Here is a 17,811-nt window from a genome sequence, read left to right as displayed (position 1 = left end):
GGGGTTTGGTCTGTGCTTTTTGCATCTGCGGAACGTCAAAGGTTTTGGCTGGAACCACAAACGCGTGTACCGCATCTACCGCGAGTTGGAGCTGAACATGCGGATCAAGCCTCGGAAGCGGCTGCAGCGCGAGAAACCGGAACCGCTGGTCGTGCCTGAGGCCCCGAATGAGGTGTGGTCGATGGACTTTATGGCCGATCAGCTGGCTGACGGTCGGGCATTCCGCACATTGAACGTGCTTGATGACTTCAACCGCGAGGGCCTGGCCATCGAAGTGGACTTCTCACTGCCCGCCGAGCGCGTTGTTCGGGCGCTGGACCAGATCATCGCCTGGCGAGGCAAACCTCTGGCCATTCGCGTAGATAACGGCCCGGAATATGTCAGTGGCAGGCTCCAAACATGGGCCGAGAAGGCGGGGATCGGGCTGCTTTACATCCAGCCGGGCAAGCCCCAGCAGAACGCTTATATCGAGCGCTACAATCGGACAGTTCGCACCGAATGGCTCGGGCGATACCACTTCGAAAGCATTGAAGACGTGCAGGATCACGCAACGAAATGGCTCTGGACTTACAACAACGAAAGACCAAACATGGGCATCGGCGGCATGACCCCGATACAGAAACTGACAGCAGCTTAGATTCTACTGATACGCCCCTCTAAAAATGGGGGGATTACCGCCCCACGCCTGTTCAGCTTGACGGGTTGAAGTTCCAAGGTAGCAGCTCGTCAACCCTGCTGGCCGGGTGAACGGCGGCAATGGCTTCGAGAGTCGCCTTTAGGTAGGTGAAGGGCTCGGCACCGTTGATCTTCGCGGTGGTGACCTGACACAGGATTTTCCCTCCATCAGAATCAAAAAATCTATCAATGTCACGGAGCGGAACTTGCCGCTCCAAACCGAAGGCATAAAACAACCGCGCAGGTGCGTCTTGGCCTTGTAGCACCTCAACTTTCCGAATCTTCAGAACAATGTCTTCCGGCTTTTCTCGTTTGCCTGCCATGTAAGTAGTCCTCCAAAATACAGGATAAACTATCCTAAAAGCTGGACCGCTCAGGTGGGGCTGACCAAGCCCCACCCCTCTACATTGAGAACCACAGGCATTTTGCGAGGTTCCCTTGGAAATTGCACGAACAACTTCATCACATTACTTCCCAGGGATTGTCCTTTTAGCTAGGAGGTCAAAAAAACAATTTTCGAGTATAGATTAACATCAATCAGATTTTCGTTATTTTCGAGGGTGGGGAAAGAATACAAGTCGATAAATAGTGGTATTTTTGTTAGCGTTAGCGGGGAGACAACCAATGAGTCAACCGAGGGGACCAGAGGGGCACCCGGTGAATGGAGACATTGCACCGAGTGCAACACACTCTGCTATATTTACGTTCATAGGCACTCGACGACTGTTTTCAGAGGTGGTTCTGCGCACCATTGAGAATGAATTTCAGGGAGTGGAGGCGAAACTCTTTAACGATGTCGCGACGTGGCAAGTGGTGTATTCCAACCAAACGCCACCAGAGCGGCAAGCCACGCGTCTCGTGATCGTCGATGAGCGTCAGGCCGAGGAATTCATGTCCAGCGCACTGAGCGAATTGCGCGTGAGGGAGGGAATTCGCATCGCATTTGGTGTGCGCGATATGGCGAGTGCCATGCGCCTTGCCGAGCGCTGGGTCGATGAGATTGCGTCAGCTGAGATGAGCTTGCTGCCAATGAATTTGAACCTCACGGCTTGGATACAACTGATACGCCTGATTGATTGCGGCGCGAACTATCTCCCGGCGCCCATATTTAACTGCATCGCACATGAAAGCGACGTGCAGAACAACCGTGCGGAGATGATCAAACATCCGCATCGGCCACAGAGCCTCTCTGAACGCGAAGCAAGCGCGTGCCGAATGGCAGATTTGACACCGCGAGAGCGCGAGGTTCTCAGCCTCGTGGCGGCCGGTCGGCCCAATAAGGCAATCGCGAATGACCTGTCGGTGTCGGCGCATACGATCAAACTTCATATCCATCGGATCATGACCAAATTGGGTGTTTCCAATCGGACGGAAGCGGCGATCTGTTTTCACAACACCAATGCGCGAGGAAACAGTGCCTCGCTCAGAGAAATGCGACGCTCTGGGGATTGAATACGCCTAACTCAGCGTGGGTCGTGGCGTACATCCTGTGCATGTCTTCGTAAGATTTCCAGGATACCGGCCCGCAAATGCGTTCAGGCATAGTTTGCGATGATGGGGCTGTTTGATGAGCTATTCGACAACAATTACCATTCGACAGTTGGAAGTGTTGCACGGAATCACCTGTGCTGGGTCCATACGAAAAGCTGCGCAGGTGATGGGGGTGACCCAGCCGACCATCTCAGCACAGCTTGCCAAGATGGAAAGCACTCTCGGGGCGGAGTTGATCAATCGGGACCGAAAACGCCACACCCTTCTGACCGGTGCCGGAGAGCTTTGGGCCGAGACGGCGCGACGTGTGTTGTCGGAACTGGAAGTCGGACAACAGATTCACGCGGAACATTTCGGAAAAAACGCCTACAAGATGACGTTTGTCACCATCCCGTCTCATTCGGGCGTTGTGCTGGGGTTGGCCGCTGACGCGGCTGAAATAGATCCGAATATCGCGGATTTTTCTGTTCATTTTTCCGCATCGAGTAAGACTATGCTGGACTTTATGGCTGTCCGAAAAGCAAGTGTTGGCCTTATGAGAATGACGGGATCTCTGCGAGAAACGCAGTCGCTAAAACGAGAATTTCTATACGATGACCGGATACTTTGGGCTGTTCCCAAAAGTGTAAACCAAGCGCTGGTTAAACGGATTATCGAATCCGAGGCATTGCCGGAGGTTCTTCCCAAACCGTTGAGAAAGCGGGTTTTGGTCGAAGCTCAACATGAATGGCGGGAGACCAGTGATGATTGGTATCACGCAATGCTTCCGAGTGCGCGACCATATTTTTCCTGTGATTTGCACGTCAGTGCGATCGAGATCGTCGTAGCACAGCTTGCGACATGTCACATCAGCATGACCCATCATAGCAACTTGCCGCAACGCATCCATGATGCCGTGAACTTTTATGATATAGGGCGTAAGATGCAGGAAATGGTGCTTGTTATGCCGCGTCATCTGATGGCTGTTCCGACATTTGTAAGCTATTTTAATCGTCTTACGACTGCGGTTCGCGAGCATTACGAACGATGCCAAAGTTCTTCTCCCGCTATCATCCAGTTCTGAAGCCTGATGCTTTTATGATCTCAGGTTCGAATGCGCCCTCGGCTGGGGGGCTGACCATCAGGACAAATAAAAAGCCACTCGTCCTAATTGGAGAAGGACTAGCTTCATGTGCTCATTCTGGTCTGTTCTGGAACACCCGCAGGCGTTTATTCCTGTGGGAAAGTGCGCCTCGCCATTCTTCCTTTTTGGGGGGGCAGGTAAAAGAAGGCGAGACGCGACAGGTTACTTCATCTGCGCGCGACAGTATGTTGCAACCTGATCGTTGCTGAACGGCGCTCCCCGCAGTTTGCGGGCGCGGATACCACCATCGGAATCTCGCGAGCACGTCACATAGCGCGCAATTGAAACCACAGTCGGTGACGACGAGGAAGACGATGCGCGGACGGTTTGAGCCGATTGAGCGCGGCTTACCTGCGCTGCTGCACGTCGATCAGAGGCAGAGCACTGACTGTTGGACGGAATAGACCCAACTTGCCGCAGAGCAAAACAAGCTTCGGCATCCCTGCGGGCAATCATGATCAGCGCTGCATTGCCTTGTCCCATTTGTGCAAGCAAACATGCTTCGTCGACACGGCTCAGACCGCCTGAAGCGCCACCACCGATCAGAGAAATGCCGATACTGCCGGAGATCGCACAGGGGTGGCCGGACCCCATAGACGGGGGTTGTACGGCAGGTGCAGAACGCACTTCATATGAGCCGCTGTAGTTGTGGTTCGACGAGATCGTGCCGGGTGTGCTTTGATCGAGATAGATCTGCGCATTCGAATAGCCCCCGGACGCAGAGGCTGCGGCCGAACTGTCGACAGTCGCGGAACTGGACGAACTTGAACTCGATCCGCTCGTTGCGGATTGGGCGGTCGCGACGGAGCCGCAGAAAGCGGTTGCGAACAAAGCTGTGGCGACGAGAGTTACTTTGGCCAGAATTGGGACATTCATTTCCTTTTTAAACGTATGCATGATGTTACTCCTCCCCGAACGCAGAGGTTGATTGTGAGACCGGAGCAGTACGTTCGGATAGCTGCTCCGGTCGGCTTGAACCGTTTTGAAACGGTCAAGCTTTGACGCCCCGTTAGAACGAGGTGCCAAATCCGCCGAAGGCACCAGCAGTGCTTCCGTTGGAACCGCCGTAGCCGCCAGATGCGCCAGCGGCGCCCCAGCCGAGCGAGCCACTTGTGGATGTGTTGTTCACCCCTCCGCTCGCCGTTGTGCTCGAACCAGAGCCGGACCCTGCGCCACCAAAGCCAAGCACAGTGACACCGCCGGCCTGGCCGGTCGAGGACATATTCATGGATGTCGTGTTGGATGCACCGGCAAAGCCGCCAAAGGTGCCTGCACCGGACGAGCCAGAGAAGTCAGCGCCACTTGCGGAATTGGACCAAGAGCCAGTGCCAAGAATAGTTTGTGCATTGGCAGCACCGCCGGCGAGAGCGGCAACAGACGCGAGAACAAGAAACATTTTCATAGTGATTTCCTCCTTTGAGCGGAATGATCCGCAGTCCCTTAAAACTGAAACAACCAACGGGATGGCTGCCTCGGATTTGACTTTAGGAAGGAGAAATCGCCTTAAATAGTTGGCCTCATATCTATCGGAAAATGTGGCATCTACGGATTATATGATTGATCTATCAACTGATCATTGGATTTGCTTTTCTGGGGAGGATGAATACAAAAGTACAATCGAGCCAGATGATGGCGTTTTAAAACAACATTAAAATCAATATCTTATTTCAAATTAAAGACGTACATCTTTTGGCTAGGTGCTTCACCCCAGCTTACGGTCTCTGAACTGATCGAGTTTGTCCGCAGCAGTTTTGGTTTTACTTTGCGGCCGTGGATATAGACCCCTGAGATGCTTAGAACTGTTTAAAATCATAGGAGCCCCTAGTGTAACCGACCGGACCAATCCCCGGTCTCAGCCCGCCTGCAACACACCATATTTTGCACTCGACCAAACAAGAAAACGCTCCTAATGTCTGGGAGGAACATCGTGAGAACGGTTTCGCCTCCGTCTCACAAATGTCTCACAAATCATGAAGTCCGCCATCGCAAGCCCACAACAAAACAACTTAAATTCAATAACTTACACCCTACGCGGGAAAATAGCTCCGATCCCTACCGCCGGAGCCAAATCCCCTCCAAGGATTTGGAAATAAACGAAAAAGCGCTCCATCTCGGGGCGCTTTTCGCGTTCTGGGCACATTCTCTGACACATCCGATGACACACACCGCACGCGGGAGTCGGAGCATTGAGAAAACAAATTCGCTACCTTCATTTAGAGCGCAGACAGTCCGCATATTATTGGCGCAGACGTCTGCCGATTTTTTTTCAAAAAAATGCGTCAAACTCGTTTTTCGTTTTTTCGTTGCGGACTCATGTGGTGCGCGAAGCCGAGGTGTTGGCCAGCCGACTGACATGGCTGAGCAACCTCGCTTTCGACTACGCGAGGGGTGAAGCCGCCGCGCGACGTGGGTTTGCATTGAAAGATCGCGGCAAGGTTGATGAAGGCGGAAAGCCGGAAGCCCATTCACAACATCATAAATCTAAGTGTGGCCGCGCCCTGGGCGATAGGGCAAGGCGCAGCTGATCAACGCCAAAATAGTCATCGGAGCTTCGACTTGGACCTCAGCACTCTCCAACAGCCGCCTTAACAGAATTTTCTTTCGGATCACTCTGATAGTGATGCGCACTTTAAAATAATGCCACCGTGAGCTATGCTGTGATGCCTAATCGTTCGGCGCCCTGCCGTTTCGCGTTCAATGTGATTTCAAAATCACCCTCTGTGCCCGGCATTTTTCGATAGATCGGAAACACCACTCGGGCGACCGGGGCTTGGGGAGACAGCTCTTCGAACTTTTGGATCGCAAGTTAACTTTTGGATCGCAAGTTCCAGCCGGGTCAATTCCAGCTCTGAAATCAGTTTTTCTGTGGCTTCTGGTGCGTGTTGGGCAAAGGTGCGGGCGGAACGCCCAAGCTCTGTGACCAATTCCGTCTGAGCATCGAGATCGCGGTAATCTGGATCGGCGGCATACTTCTGAATCAGCTGACGAATTTCGTTCCTTCCCAAGCGGAACGGTCGAGTATCAGCCCCCACGGCTTCAGCGACCACATTGTAAGAGGTGGTTGTCCGCCGCCGCCTGCTGGTCCTTGGTGTCGAAGCCCGCCCGGGCGAGGCCGACCGCCATCTGCACCCCGGAGATACCATCTTGCTGAAAGCGTCCAACTCGATCGGCTTTGGTAAAATCCTGGATCATTTGTCCGGCCCGACTGCCGTTTGAACGTCAGAGCGCCCTCTTTTGCCTCAGACGAATACGAGAGAGCCGATCTGTTTCCCCTCAAGCCGCATCCGGCGCAAAGCCCGATAGGTCGCCAGATTTTCTTCGATCTCTTGCGGTGTTAGATCAAGCTTCAGCGTCGCCCGCGCATCGTTTTCGCGCCCGTCGAGCCCGTAGACCAAGGCAAGGTTGCCCCGCACATAAGGGGCCGCGGCCGGGTCTTTGACCAACTCTTGCAGGATCGCGGTCCCCCGCACGATATCGCCGGAAATCGCCAGCGACAGCGCATAATTGCTGCGCAAAATGAAATTCGTGGGATAGAGTTGCAAGCCATCTTCATAGACGCCCTGTGCCTGTTTGTGCCTCGACAGCGTGTCGAGCGCGACGCCTTTTCCGGTCAGGGCCGCCACATTGGTGCGATCCACCCGCAGCGCCTTGTCATAGGTGTCAACCGCCCGCTCGGATTGTTGCATCGCCAAATAGACACGCGCCAAAGTGGTCAGCACTTCTGCATTCCCGGGAGCAAGCTCATACCCACGCAACAGCACGGCCTCCGCACGGCTGTTTTGCCCCATACGCGCATAGCTGTTGCCCGCCCCCAAGAGCGCAGGCACCGACACCGGATCGACCACCAGAACCTTTTCAAACAGCCGCGCCGCCGTTTCATTGTCGCCGGCCTCAGAGGTCGCCTGCGCCAGACGCAGAGTTTCCGAACCGCCCCCACTTGCGCCCTGTGTCGCGGTATCCGTGCCAAGCGTACAGGCCGAGAGGCTCAGAGCCACAAAAATAGATGCAAACAGGTGTTTCATATGTGTGATAAGGCGCAAGAGGCTACTCCGGTCAACGTGAGGACATGAGGAAAAAGTGAGGCGATGACAGCCCCACGGCAGCGGTTTTGTATGAGGGACGCAAGAACATTCATCGGACCAGCATGACCTTGCCGCAGGACACGCCTTCAAGCGTCAGGTCCGCTTCTCCAATACCAATGCCGAGCAGGTTGAAAAGGGCGTCGAGCACAGCGTCGATGGGGGTTAAAAGCGCAGTCAGCAACATGTTTGGCAAGGTGGTCAGGATCAGGTTCACCAATGCGACCACCGGCGCCAAAAGCAGCTCAAGAAGCCCCCCCAAAAGAGACTGACTGTCATTGCTGACGCTGATCTCGAGATTGTCCGGGTCCAGCAAACTGGCCACGGTTGAACTGAGCACCCCCTCCACCCCGTAGGTCTGTGTCTCGCCAATCTGGGACACGCGGAATTCCGTTTCCGGCTGTTCGGAGATCCCCGTCGCGACATGGGATTTGATGTTCAGGGAGAACAAGTCGATGGTGATCAACAACAGGCTCAGTTCCAGATCGAGAAACTTCGCGGGCTCCAGCAAATCGGCATCCAGCGGGGTCGTCGTGTCCTCGAAGGTCGGCGCGTCGAATTCGCCCAAGAACAATTCGAGCACATGGTTGCCCGTCGTTCCGGTCATCGGGGCAAAACCCGTGTCGAACCGCGCCACAACGTCGTCCGCATCCCCGGCGTCGCAATTGAGATCCGCCAGCGTGGCCGTGGCGCTCGCAATCTCGGCGTAGAGCGGCAGACGCAAAGACAGCACGGAGACCCCCTCCCCGATTCCTTCGAGAAGGCTCGGAGACAAATCGAGCAACAGCTTGAGACGCACCTGAGCCGTATGCACTGTGGCGCCGCGATCTCCCAGCGTGATCCAGCCAGACCCCGCCTTCCGCGCCCCGACGATCAACCCCAAATCGGTGTCCAGAACACCAGGAATATCGAGATCCAGACTGGCTTCGATATAGTGATCCTGATTGAGGATCTCGACACTCGTCATCAGGATATCGAGAGCGGAAACAGACACTTCCCTGAGCACATCTTCAAGCTGCAAGGCAACATTGTCGCCGTCGATCGCAATCAATTGCGACGCATTGAGAGTGCTGGACACCACACCATTGAGAATGGCGGTCAACACATCCGTCGAGCCCGAGACCAGCCCGGTATCCAGCAGCGCCCCCGCCACATCGAGCAGGTCAATATCGGAGGTCAAAATGTCTTCGTAGCTCGCTGCGGTCAAATCTATCCGATTGGCCAAAGCATCGGTGAAGGTCAAAAGGTCGATATTCGTATTGGCCAGAGCCTCGTAATCCAGAGCGGTGAGCGACAAGGAGGTGCCCAGAAGCTCCTCAAGCAGCGCATTCAGCAGCCCCTCGTCCAGCGACAACAAGCGCGAGCCAAGGCTGAAAGACGCGAAATCGAACCGGGCAGCGGTTGCGGATGCGCTCAACGGCGTGCTGTTCGTGCCAAGAAACAGAGAGGAGAAATAGAGCGGCGCGTCATCCGTGAGGACGACCTCCGCCGCATTGGTCCCGGTGTCGGTCAGATCCCCCACAGTGAACCGCGCCTCGGGCGAGACAGCCGCGTCATAGAGGTATCGACCATAGGACAGCGTTTCCAGATCGGCGACAGCCAAGGCATTGCCCGCTACCGTGTCCTGAGCGTTCTGAGCCGGGCTGTCGTCAAGATTCAAAACCGCACTCACCGCCGCCATATCAGCACGCGTTTGCAGGGTCTTTTGCTCGAAATAGAGCGAGCCCAGATCGACCCCCAAGGCCAGAAACCCGATCGCAACGGTCATAAAGAGCGCGACCACAATCGCAACTGCCCCACGTTCATCGCGGTGAAATCTCTGGACATGGCGCTTAATAGGCAAGGTAACTGCTCCGGGTGATGTCGGCGATCCCGATGCCAAGGAACTTGTCTGCAATATCGACCGCCGTTCCGCTCAGATCGTAGGTCAGCGTGATCTGTAGCGCCGTGACGGTCAGTCCGCTCTCTGTGACCGTTTCGCTGGGCGTCACGGTGCGGGAAATCTTGGTGGCGTCGAGAAAGGCAAAGCGCTCTCCGGGGCTGTTCAGAAAACTGTTCGCACGCGCCTCACGGTCGGCCATGAAGGGCTCGCTCACCGAATAGCGCAGGGCTTCTGCCGCGAATTGCTGTAGGCTGTTGGCAATGGCAAAATACTGGCCGAACGCAATGATGCCGAAGAGGATGCTCAAAAGCACCGGCAAAACGAGCGCGAACTCTACCGCCGTCGCCCCCTCGTCCTCCTGCAAGTGACGCCGAAACAGATTCATCCCCCCGCTCCTCCCTGCATAATGTTGTCAAGAATGCTCAGCACGGCCGGGCCGATCAGCACCACGAAAAGCGCTGGCATGATGAAAACAATCAGCGGGATCGTCATAAGGGCGGGCAGACGTCCGGCCTTTTCCTCGATCTGCAACAACCGCGCCGACCGCGTGTCCTGCATCAGGTTGCGCAGCGCGCCGCGAAACGGCGTGCCATAGCGCTCCGCCTGCACAAGGGCATTGGCAAACACCGAGATTTCCGGCAATGGCAGACGCTCTTCGAAATTGCGCCACGCCTCTGCGCGCTGCGGCAAAACCGTGAGTTCGAGCACGAGCTGTTGCAGTTCCAAAGACAGATCGGGACAGCTCACCTGCAGTTCCCGCGCGACCCGCCGCAGCGCCGGCAGCGGACCAAGGCCGGCTTCGCTGACGATCACCAAAAGCTCTAGCATATCGGGAAACGCCCGGCGCACGCGTTCAAGCCGCTTGCGGCGGCGCATTGCCAAAAAAGCATCCGGCGCACGGGAAAAGAAAAGCGCGCAGCCACTTACACCAATAATGACGGAGAGCGGATTGAGCCCGCCGTCCGCATTGAACATCAACCAGAACAACGCCAAAAACGCCCCGGCAATCGGCAGAACCAGTTTCAGAAAGGCATAGACCAGGTGGGCATCCCGGCTGCGAATGCCCGCGGCTTTCAACAGCGCATCCGAAGCCTCCGCCTCACTGCCCTTCACGACAGAGACCCGCTCGAATGTCGCCACCGCCATGCGTGTCAAATGGTCCTGAAGACGCTTGTGCATAGGGTTGATCACAGGAGGCGCAAAGGCAATTGACGATGCCCCTTGCGCGTTTCGGGCGATCGTGCGCTGCAATCGCGCGCGACGGGCCCTTGCGTCCCATAGCCCCCAAAACAGGACTTGTAGGAGACCCAGTGCTGCGAATACAAGCAGGAGGAGAAAAAACCGTTCCATCTCAGACATCTATCCGCGACAGCTTGTACATACTGGCAATGCCGAGACTCAGGCTGAGCAGCCCCAGAATGCCGAGAATGCGGCCTCTCGGGTCCTCAATGAGCGGCGACAGATAGTTCGGATTCATAAAGAAAATGACGCCACCGACAGCAAACGGCAGCCCGGACAGGATCACGGCGCTCACGCGCGTCTCGGCCGAAAGCGCCGCCGCCTTTTTGCGCAACTTGCGCCGGTCTCGCAGGAGCATGGCAAGGTTTTCAAGCGTCTCAATCAGGTTGCCGCCGGTTTCGGCCTGCAATCCTGTGGCCACGGCGATAAAACGCGCTTCCGGGGAAGTGATCCGATCCGCCATCCCCGACAAAGCCTCATCCAGCGCCATCCCCATACGATATTCCTCACGACATCTGAGAAACTCTTCCTGCGCGATCCCCTTGGAGTGATTGGCCACCAGACCGAGCGCCTCCCCGAGGGGTTGTCCGGCCCGCAGCCCGCGCGCGAAGACATCGAGACAATCGGGCAAGGCTTCGGTGAACTGCCGCACCCGCCGCAGGCGCAGAATGTCGAGCACAACATTCAGGAGCATCCAGCCCGCTCCGATCGCTATCAGCGCCGACCACATCACAGGTACAGCCGCGAAGACCATCAGGCCGAGAAAGCTGAGGACAGACAAAAACAAGACCAAAAGGAGCCCGGCGGGCGCAGAAAGAGACAATCCAGCGGCACGAAGTCGCTGTTCCAGAACGCCAATCACACCACTCTTTTCACGCTTGAGCACCGCAGAAGCCGCCTCGGACGCGCTTTCCGCCAGCCGTTGCCGCACCTGTGCGGAGGTGGCGCCGGGATGCGCCGCCGCGGCCCGCATCAAGCGGCCCCTCCGGCCCCGGTTGGTCCGGTCATACATCATCAGAGCAAAGGTACTCACAGCGACGCAGGCGACGAAGATGAGCAGAAACAAAAGCGCGGACATCAGCATCAGCCTGGCTCCATGGTCTGACGCAACGTCTTGTCCAGCCCCTGCTCCACCGCCAGATCCAAGAAACCGGGCATCAGACCTGAGGAGACAAAATCGCCCTGCACGGCCTCGCCCTCATAGGGGCGCGGGACGAAACGGAACAGTTCCTGAAGGCTGACGACACTGCCTTCGACACCTACGATCTCTGAGATGGAGGAAATCCGCCGACCACCATCACGCATGCGCGAAATCTGCACGATAACGTGGATCGCGTCGCCCAACTGCTGACGCACGAATTCCGTCGGAAGGACAACGCCGGACATGGCTATCATGTTCTCCATCCGGGTCAGCGCTTCGCGCGGCGTATTCGCGTGCAGCGTGCTCATCGAACCGTCATGTCCGGTGTTCATCGCTTGCAAAAGGTCGAATGCCTCATCGCCACGCACCTCACCGATGATGATCCGGTCCGGTCGCATCCTCAGTGCATTGCGAAACAGGGCCCGCATGGGAACCGCCCCCTGCCCCTCGATGTTCGCGGGCCGGGTTTCAAGTCGGACGACATGCGGCTGTTGCAGACGCAATTCGGCGGCATCCTCAAGCGTCACGATCCGCTCCCTGGCCGGGATTTCGCGCGAAATGGCGTTCAAAAGCGTGGTCTTCCCGGACCCCGTGCCACCGGAAATCAGAAGATTGAGCCGCAACTGTGCACAAAGACGCAGGAATTGCATCATCTGTCGGCTTAGACTGCCTCGTTCCACCAGATCCTGAAGCGTCAGATCGTCTTTCGGAAACTTCCGAATGGTCATGGTCGGCCCGTCCACCGCCAGAGGGGGGATGGTCACATTGATCCGGCTGCCATCCGGCAGGCGCGCATCGACAAGCGGCGTCGTCTCATCCACCCGACGCCCAACGGCGCCGACAATCCGCGAGGCGATGTTCACCACATGGTCGTCATCGCGAAAACAAATATCCGCCAGCTCCAACTGTCCGCGGCGCTCGACATAAATCTGCCGGGGCCCGTTCACCATGATCTCGGAAACGCTGTCATCCGCAAGCAGACGTTCAAGCGGCCCCAGCGCCAACATGTCATCCACGACGTAATCGACCAGCTCCGCCGTCTCGACGCCGTTCAGATCGAGTTTCTGCCCACGGCTGACGCTCAGAACGGCATCCCGGATCGCGCTGCGCTGCGCGTCCAAAGACAAATGCCCCAAGGCACGCAAATCCAAAAGCCCGATCACCTCGGGCGCAATCTGCCCACCAAGCTGCATTACCCGCTTGGTAAACTCGGGCTGATACTGCGCCCTCCCCGGCGATACAGGCACGACCGGCGGCGGGGTGGGTACGAGGCTATTCACATCTGCGACCAGATCCTGCATCAACGCCCGCTGCACATCGCGCGGCACGGTTTCACCACTGTGCGCCTGATACCAATCAATCGCAGAACTCACCAAATAAGGCCCGCCCTGCGCGCCTTCCGCCATCAGAAGGCGAATACGCTCTGCGATCTGAACATGTGCGGTCGACAATTCAGTAGCTGGTCGCGGGCCGGACATGGTCATCGCGACCTCTTTTTCCACCAAGACCGACGGTCGTTTACGTCGGATGTCTCGTGTTCCGACGCAGCCAATATCGTCTGGGCCAGATCGGCGACTTTTCGGGCGTAAGCGCTCCTCGGAAACTCAGATTGTAGCGGCGCGCCCTTGACCGAGGCGCGCGCAATTTCGGCAGAGCTCAAAGGCAGTTCGCAAGTCACCGGCTGCCCCAGGGCATCAGCGATCTCTTTTCGGCTCAACCCGGCATCACGGCGGCTTTGGGATACGACGTTCCAGATCCGCGTAGCCCCGCTTTGGCTGCTCACGCGCTCAATCAACCGTCCCGCAGTGCGCAACGAACCGAAACCGGGCGCCAGAACCAAAACCACATCGTCCAGCTCCCGTAACAAACCGACATCCTGCAGCAAAAGTCGGCGCGGCAAATCCATGACGGTCAGCGGAAATTCCTCTTTCAGCGTTTGCACAAGTCCCGCAAGCCCCTGTTCGTACCCCGCAAGAAGTGACGCGTCATGAAGCTCTCCGGCATAGACCGACAAACCGGGCAAAACCTCCGCCATACTGGATTGAAGATAGGTGCTGTCGACGCGCTCCGGTCTTTCCAAGGTTTCGAAAACGCCCTGCGTCGCTTCGATGTCGAAATCGACAGCCAGAGACCCAAAGGCAAAATCCGCATCGAGCAGACCGACCTTTGCCCCCTGACCCGCGTTTGAGATTTCCGCCCTATGGGGCGCATTATGTGCCAGAAACGCAACGGACAAATTGGCGGCCAAGAGGCTTGCACCGACACCGCCCGACGCCCCGCAAACCGCAACGACACGGCCCTTAGCCTGGGTGCCATGAACCGGGAGCGCGCCCTTCGGCGCTGCAAAGACATCCGGCAGCACAAAATCCGACTCCAAAGGCAGTGCAAGATAGTCCCGCGCCCCGGCCGCCAGAAAATGGCGATACGCCGCAACACTGTTTTCGCGCCCGAGTAGCACAAGCTCCCCACCTTCGGCGACAATCTCACGGACGGCCTCGAGATGGTCACCCATCTCTCCCTGTCCCAGTTCCACGATCATGAGTTTGCGAAACGGGGCAAGACCGGCGAGCCGGGCGACGGTCTCAAGCGTGCCGGTTTGAAGTGTGGCGGCGTCGCTTTCTCCAAGCCGCTGCAACAGCAAGGTGACCGCATCGCGCCCCTCCTCGGAGGCAACAAACGCATCAATTGCATGCCGGGTAACAGCTCGGGAAGGCATAGGCTGGTTCATTGTGCCGTCTCCGCCGGACTGTCACGATAGGCCCGCGCCGCCGTCGCCTCGGCGGCCAGAACATCGCCCGGTTCATGGATCATCACCGCGAGGTTGGTCGCACTGGCGCAGCCCAGATCCGCGATGAGCTCTCCCGGCGCACAGGAGACCGCAAGCCCTTGGGCGCGCACGGCACGCAGAATTCCGACCTGTCGCCTCGGCGTCGGTCGGGCCCCAAAGGTCTCGTCCATCAGAATTTCAACTTTGGCAGGGCTGCGCGACAAAAGCGACCGCATCGCCTGCTCGCGCGCCGCATCCACCGTCGGCTGGCCGCTTCCCGGAAGGGTCGCAATCACCAAGTCGCTGTCCGTCAAAGAAAGACTGTTCAAAAAGCGCTGGACACTTTGTCTTTCAGAGGCGGAGAGATCGCCACCACCGCTGGCAAAGCGAAACTGGTGCTGAACCTCGACATAGGGCGCCGAAAGACGTTGCATCGCACCGCGATCCACAACCGGCGTTGCACAGGCGCTCAACAGGGAGACCCCGACAAGGGCACAGACGGAGGACATTCGGATCGGTCTCATTGCAAAAGGAACCCTGCGTTGCCGTTGATGTTCTTGACAGACACAGGACCGTCTTTGCTGATCGGCTCACCGGAAGAGAGCGCACCAAGGAAATTGCGGTCGAGACTGTTTGCCGGGCTGAATTTGTCGAGCGGCGTCTTGAACTGACCGGGCGCGGCCGGTTCGACAATGTAGGGCGTCACGATGATCACCAACTCGCTTTCGCCCTTCTGAAAGCTCGTCGACCGGAACAGTGCGCCCAACAGCGGAATATCCCCGAGGCCCGGCACCTGTTCGACATCCTGCTGCGTCGACGCGCTGAACAGCCCAGCGATCGCAAAACTCTGACCGCTGCCAACCTCGATCGTCGTGCTGGCACTGCGCTCGCGGATCAGCGGCACATTCTGCGTGTTGGTCTGGCTTCCGTTGGAGAAATCAAGCTCGCGGATTTGCGTGCGCACGTTCAGCTTGATCTGATCCGCGCGCAAGACCTCCGGCAGGAATTCCAATTCCACGCCGAAGGGCTCGAACACAACCGTGGCCGTGTCATCGTCCTTGGTGGTCTGATAAGGAAACCTCCCCCCCGCGAGAAAACTCGCCTTGTCGCCGGAGCGCGCGGTGAGATTGGGTTCCGACAGGATGGTCAGGAGACCTTCTTTTTTCAACGCTTCGAGCGTCACACCCACCTCTAGACGGCCTGTGCTGAAAGGGCGGACAGTTGCGCCACTCAACGAGTATCCTCCATCCACACCAGATCCACCAGAAAAAGCCGCCCCGTATGCGCTATTCGAAAATGTGTGTCCAGATAGGACGTTCCAGCTCACCCCCAGATCCTCCGTCACCGTTCGGGACACTTCCGCGATCTTGACCTGAAGGTTGATCTGCGCCGGGGTGTTTAACGACAGGGAATTGACCACCGTCGCATCGGCCCCCGCCAGTTGCCGCACAACCGTTTCGACCTTTTCCGCCTCTCCGATGGTATCGACGCTGCCGCTCAGTACGATTGCCCCACCGATCTCGGTCACGGAAAAGCTGCCCCCCGGCTGCGCAGCACGGGCGGCACGGGTCATGGCATCCATGTTGAAAGACACCTTGACTGCGCTGCTGAGCGTCACTTCCTCCGCGTCATCAATCACGAAAAGCGTCGTTTCCCCGATGGACTTTCCATAGATGTAAAGCAGTTTCGGAGATTTGATCTCGATATCGGCCACGTCGGGATTGGCCAGAAAAACCGTCTCCGCAGGGCTTTCGAGTTTGATCAGCTTGCCTTGCCCCGCAAACAGATCAATCGCCCGATTGCGCGTTTCCACAAGGGTTTGCGCTTGCGCGGGGGCAAAGGTCAGCGACAGCAAAAGCGCGCTCAGGGCGAACCGCAATATCGGAGGCTTGCGGAGGATGAGATTGAGACGTTTTTGAAACATCATGATCACTCTGCTGAACTGGAAGGAACGGAGACGACCGCCGCGGGTATGCCCCCCGGGAGCTGCTCTTCTGAGAGCAACACATCCACCCGGTTTTGCGCACCGCGCACGATGGACACGCTGCGACTGGTCACCGTCGGCAGAGGCTTGGTCGTTTGGCCGGAAATCTGGCTGGAGAAAATCGGGGCATCCTCGGCGATCACCGGCCCCTCACCTGCATCATCTTCGCTCAGAACCAACATGATGTCGCCCATCTGATCCGCCAGAGCCAGAACCTTGGCTCCCTCCGGCGTCAATTCGAAGGTCACGATCTTCGGCGGCGTTTTCGGCTCCGCCTGCGCGTCTTCCGCCGGAGGCTGCGTGGTCTGATCCGTCGCGATGATCCGCACATTACGCAACACCGTGCGGATCGCCAGGACGTCCTCCGCCATCTCGTAGGACAACAGGATATCGACACGATCGCCAAGTTCGAGCAGCCCCGCCACGGCAGTCTCAGCCTTAACCGGCAAGGCGATGGCCCGCATGCCCGCCGCAAGATTCAAGCGGGGCGGTGTCGAAGGAGTAGCGGTCATATCAGTCACAAGGGTCTGCGCCGTCAGGTCAGCCTCGACAAAAGGCGTGCCCTTCGGAATTGTTCGCGAGACAGTCACTCCCGTGAGCATCGCGCGATGCGCTTCTGTGTCGACGAGGAACCCGTCATGCACGCTATCAACCGGCATGTCGGCATATTGAAAATCATCGGGCGAGACAGGGACTCCCGGCTGAACGGTACGTGACGCGACCAGAATCTGCGCCGTCTGTGCCGTTCCGGAGGCTGCCTGCGGCACGGGCTGCGAAGTGGGTTGAGGGGCCGGACGAAACCCTCCCCACACAGCAGCACCGGCCACCAGAGCCGACGTGGCCAGAACCAATGTCGCGCGCCCGGAAATACCGAAGCGCGAGAACATGGTTATTCGCCTGCAGCAGGTAGAGCAGCTTCCAGTTCCGTGTTAACTTTGGTGAAACCGGAATTCACGTTGGTCCCGAGGGTGCTCACCGTTCCAACGATCACAGCCGCGATCAAAGCGGCGAAGAGGCCATACTCAATGGCTGTTGCGCCGTCTTCTTCTCGCGCGAACCGCCGCATGAGGCTCTTGGAGTTCTGGATGAATTTCATAGAGTGTCCCCCTAAAGGTTATATTTTTCGTCAATCCAAGACTTTTGGGTGGTCTAAGATCAAAACGTATTGCCTAAATGAAAATACGTTTATGAGACATGTCTTTTAGAAAATAAAATGCGCAAACAAACAACACAAAAATCATTTAACCTATATTTTACGTATAGTTAGCGGCAAAATAGATAACCAATTAGTATGTTCAAATATATGCTTTAGTATTGTTTCAAATTCTTAAGTTTGGGTCAATGCGTGTATTTGCAATGCAAATTTGCACATCATTTCTATAGTTCGCACAATAGGGCACAGGTCTCTTTCCTTAAGCATAGATGATTCC

The 17,811-nt window shown here is 57.0% G+C and carries 19 protein-coding genes and 1 pseudogene; 4 read left to right on the top strand and 16 right to left on the bottom strand.

Annotated elements, in window-relative coordinates; all coding sequences use genetic code 11:
- Positions 1-637: IS3 family transposase (locus NH195_RS01070; protein ID WP_066701789.1), on the top strand; the 637-nt coding region annotated here is incomplete at its 5' end.
- Positions 638-689: 52 nt separating this feature from the next.
- Here the strand turns inward: NH195_RS01070 and NH195_RS20710 are convergent.
- Positions 690-818 (bottom strand): annotated as a pseudogene (locus NH195_RS20710) (transposase domain-containing protein); the annotation flags it as partial.
- 592 nt (positions 819-1,410) lie between these two features.
- Here NH195_RS20710 and NH195_RS01060 point away from each other — a divergent pair.
- Together NH195_RS01060 and NH195_RS01055 are read left to right on the top strand one after the other, a co-directional pair.
- Positions 1,411-2,127 carry a helix-turn-helix transcriptional regulator gene (locus NH195_RS01060; protein WP_162265840.1) on the top strand — a complete coding sequence of 239 codons (717 nt, stop codon included), beginning with the start codon at positions 1,411-1,413 and terminating at the stop codon, positions 2,125-2,127.
- 115 nt (positions 2,128-2,242) lie between these two features.
- The gene (locus NH195_RS01055; protein ID WP_066701753.1) at positions 2,243-3,229 is read left to right on the top strand and encodes a LysR family transcriptional regulator; all 987 of its coding nucleotides are present in this window, start codon (positions 2,243-2,245) and stop codon (positions 3,227-3,229) included.
- Between the two features lie 222 nt (positions 3,230-3,451).
- Here the strand turns inward: NH195_RS01055 and NH195_RS21060 are convergent, their stop codons facing one another.
- Both NH195_RS21060 and NH195_RS01050 read right to left on the bottom strand, forming a co-directional pair.
- On the bottom strand, positions 3,452-4,186 hold the full coding sequence (locus tag NH195_RS21060; RefSeq protein WP_155846047.1) for a hypothetical protein: 735 nt from the start codon (positions 4,184-4,186) through the stop codon (positions 3,452-3,454).
- A 112-nt stretch (positions 4,187-4,298) separates the two neighbouring features.
- Positions 4,299-4,691, bottom strand: coding sequence for a hypothetical protein (locus NH195_RS01050; protein WP_066701751.1), 393 nt, complete (start codon positions 4,689-4,691; stop codon positions 4,299-4,301).
- A gap of 784 nt (positions 4,692-5,475) precedes the next feature.
- Here NH195_RS01050 and NH195_RS21055 point away from each other — a divergent pair.
- Complete coding sequence (locus NH195_RS21055; protein WP_155846046.1) at positions 5,476-5,814, top strand: DUF6538 domain-containing protein; 339 nt, start codon at positions 5,476-5,478, stop codon at positions 5,812-5,814.
- A 186-nt stretch (positions 5,815-6,000) separates the two neighbouring features.
- Here the strand turns inward: NH195_RS21055 and NH195_RS21405 are convergent, their stop codons facing one another.
- The 13 genes from NH195_RS21405 to NH195_RS00995 form a co-directional block, all read right to left on the bottom strand.
- Entirely contained in the window at positions 6,001-6,336 is a 336-nt protein-coding gene (locus NH195_RS21405; protein ID WP_162265839.1) for a hypothetical protein, read from the bottom strand.
- Positions 6,326-6,481, bottom strand: coding sequence for a hypothetical protein (locus tag NH195_RS21050; protein WP_155846045.1), 156 nt, complete (start codon positions 6,479-6,481; stop codon positions 6,326-6,328). The genes NH195_RS21405 and NH195_RS21050 overlap by 11 nt, the downstream gene beginning before the upstream one ends.
- Positions 6,482-6,528: 47 nt before the next feature.
- Positions 6,529-7,311: a tetratricopeptide repeat protein gene (locus NH195_RS01045; protein ID WP_081423723.1), complete on the bottom strand. Its 783-nt coding sequence runs from the start codon at positions 7,309-7,311 to the stop codon at positions 6,529-6,531.
- A 109-nt stretch (positions 7,312-7,420) separates the two neighbouring features.
- The gene (locus NH195_RS01040) at positions 7,421-9,211 is read right to left on the bottom strand and encodes a pilus assembly protein TadG-related protein (protein WP_274377261.1); all 1,791 of its coding nucleotides are present in this window, start codon (positions 9,209-9,211) and stop codon (positions 7,421-7,423) included.
- Positions 9,201-9,635, bottom strand: coding sequence for a TadE/TadG family type IV pilus assembly protein (locus tag NH195_RS01035; RefSeq protein WP_066701747.1), 435 nt, complete (start codon positions 9,633-9,635; stop codon positions 9,201-9,203). The genes NH195_RS01040 and NH195_RS01035 overlap by 11 nt, the downstream gene beginning before the upstream one ends.
- Positions 9,632-10,396: a type II secretion system F family protein gene (locus NH195_RS01030; RefSeq protein WP_238379670.1), complete on the bottom strand. Its 765-nt coding sequence runs from the start codon at positions 10,394-10,396 to the stop codon at positions 9,632-9,634. Before NH195_RS01030 ends, NH195_RS01035 begins: the two co-directional genes overlap by 4 nt.
- Before the next feature lie 205 nt (positions 10,397-10,601).
- The gene (locus tag NH195_RS01025) at positions 10,602-11,573 is read right to left on the bottom strand and encodes a type II secretion system F family protein (RefSeq protein WP_066701745.1); all 972 of its coding nucleotides are present in this window, start codon (positions 11,571-11,573) and stop codon (positions 10,602-10,604) included.
- The gene (locus NH195_RS01020) at positions 11,573-13,114 is read right to left on the bottom strand and encodes a TadA family conjugal transfer-associated ATPase (protein ID WP_066701744.1); all 1,542 of its coding nucleotides are present in this window, start codon (positions 13,112-13,114) and stop codon (positions 11,573-11,575) included. Before NH195_RS01020 ends, NH195_RS01025 begins: the two co-directional genes overlap by 1 nt.
- Positions 13,111-14,169 (bottom strand): CpaE/TadZ family protein, encoded by a 1,059-nt coding sequence (locus NH195_RS01015; protein ID WP_155846043.1) that lies wholly within the window; start codon positions 14,167-14,169, stop codon positions 13,111-13,113. The genes NH195_RS01020 and NH195_RS01015 overlap by 4 nt, the downstream gene beginning before the upstream one ends.
- A 185-nt stretch (positions 14,170-14,354) precedes the next feature.
- Entirely contained in the window at positions 14,355-14,906 is a 552-nt protein-coding gene (locus tag NH195_RS01010; RefSeq protein ID WP_155846042.1) for a CpaD family pilus assembly lipoprotein, read from the bottom strand.
- A gap of 11 nt (positions 14,907-14,917) precedes the next feature.
- Positions 14,918-16,324 (bottom strand): type II and III secretion system protein family protein, encoded by a 1,407-nt coding sequence (locus NH195_RS01005; RefSeq protein WP_066701740.1) that lies wholly within the window; start codon positions 16,322-16,324, stop codon positions 14,918-14,920.
- Between the two features lie 2 nt (positions 16,325-16,326).
- Positions 16,327-17,268, bottom strand: coding sequence for a Flp pilus assembly protein CpaB (gene cpaB / locus NH195_RS01000; protein ID WP_066701738.1), 942 nt, complete (start codon positions 17,266-17,268; stop codon positions 16,327-16,329).
- 2 nt (positions 17,269-17,270) lie between these two features.
- Positions 17,271-17,477 carry a Flp family type IVb pilin gene (locus NH195_RS00995; RefSeq protein WP_066701735.1) on the bottom strand — a complete coding sequence of 69 codons (207 nt, stop codon included), beginning with the start codon at positions 17,475-17,477 and terminating at the stop codon, positions 17,271-17,273.
- Positions 17,478-17,811 lie beyond the last annotated feature (334 nt).

It is taken from the genome of Celeribacter ethanolicus, assembly GCF_001550095.1.
Taxonomy (GTDB): Bacteria; Pseudomonadota; Alphaproteobacteria; order Rhodobacterales; family Rhodobacteraceae; genus Celeribacter; species Celeribacter ethanolicus.
The sequence above is the reverse complement of the archived record's forward strand: the minus strand, read 5'-3'. Positions and strand labels throughout refer to the sequence as shown.

Bases quoted from the DNA above. Each gene is read 5' to 3' on its own strand.
- NH195_RS01055 (WP_066701753.1), top strand. From the start codon at position 2,243: ATGAGCTATTCGACAACAATTACCATTCGACAGTTGGAAGTGTTGCAC.
- NH195_RS21060 (WP_155846047.1), bottom strand. From the start codon at position 4,186: ATGCATACGTTTAAAAAGGAAATGAATGTCCCAATTCTGGCCAAAGTA.
- NH195_RS01050 (WP_066701751.1), bottom strand. From the start codon at position 4,691: ATGAAAATGTTTCTTGTTCTCGCGTCTGTTGCCGCTCTCGCCGGCGGT.
- NH195_RS21050 (WP_155846045.1), bottom strand. From the start codon at position 6,481: ATGATCCAGGATTTTACCAAAGCCGATCGAGTTGGACGCTTTCAGCAA.
- NH195_RS01045 (WP_081423723.1), bottom strand. From the start codon at position 7,311: ATGAAACACCTGTTTGCATCTATTTTTGTGGCTCTGAGCCTCTCGGCC.
- NH195_RS01035 (WP_066701747.1), bottom strand. From the start codon at position 9,635: ATGAATCTGTTTCGGCGTCACTTGCAGGAGGACGAGGGGGCGACGGCG.
- NH195_RS01030 (WP_238379670.1), bottom strand. From the start codon at position 10,396: ATGGCGGTGGCGACATTCGAGCGGGTCTCTGTCGTGAAGGGCAGTGAG.
- NH195_RS01025 (WP_066701745.1), bottom strand. From the start codon at position 11,573: ATGCTGATGTCCGCGCTTTTGTTTCTGCTCATCTTCGTCGCCTGCGTC.
- NH195_RS01020 (WP_066701744.1), bottom strand. From the start codon at position 13,114: ATGACCATGTCCGGCCCGCGACCAGCTACTGAATTGTCGACCGCACAT.
- NH195_RS01015 (WP_155846043.1), bottom strand. From the start codon at position 14,169: ATGATCGTGGAACTGGGACAGGGAGAGATGGGTGACCATCTCGAGGCC.
- NH195_RS01010 (WP_155846042.1), bottom strand. From the start codon at position 14,906: ATGTCCTCCGTCTGTGCCCTTGTCGGGGTCTCCCTGTTGAGCGCCTGT.
- NH195_RS01005 (WP_066701740.1), bottom strand. From the start codon at position 16,324: ATGATGTTTCAAAAACGTCTCAATCTCATCCTCCGCAAGCCTCCGATA.
- cpaB (WP_066701738.1), bottom strand. From the start codon at position 17,268: ATGTTCTCGCGCTTCGGTATTTCCGGGCGCGCGACATTGGTTCTGGCC.
- NH195_RS00995 (WP_066701735.1), bottom strand. From the start codon at position 17,477: ATGAAATTCATCCAGAACTCCAAGAGCCTCATGCGGCGGTTCGCGCGA.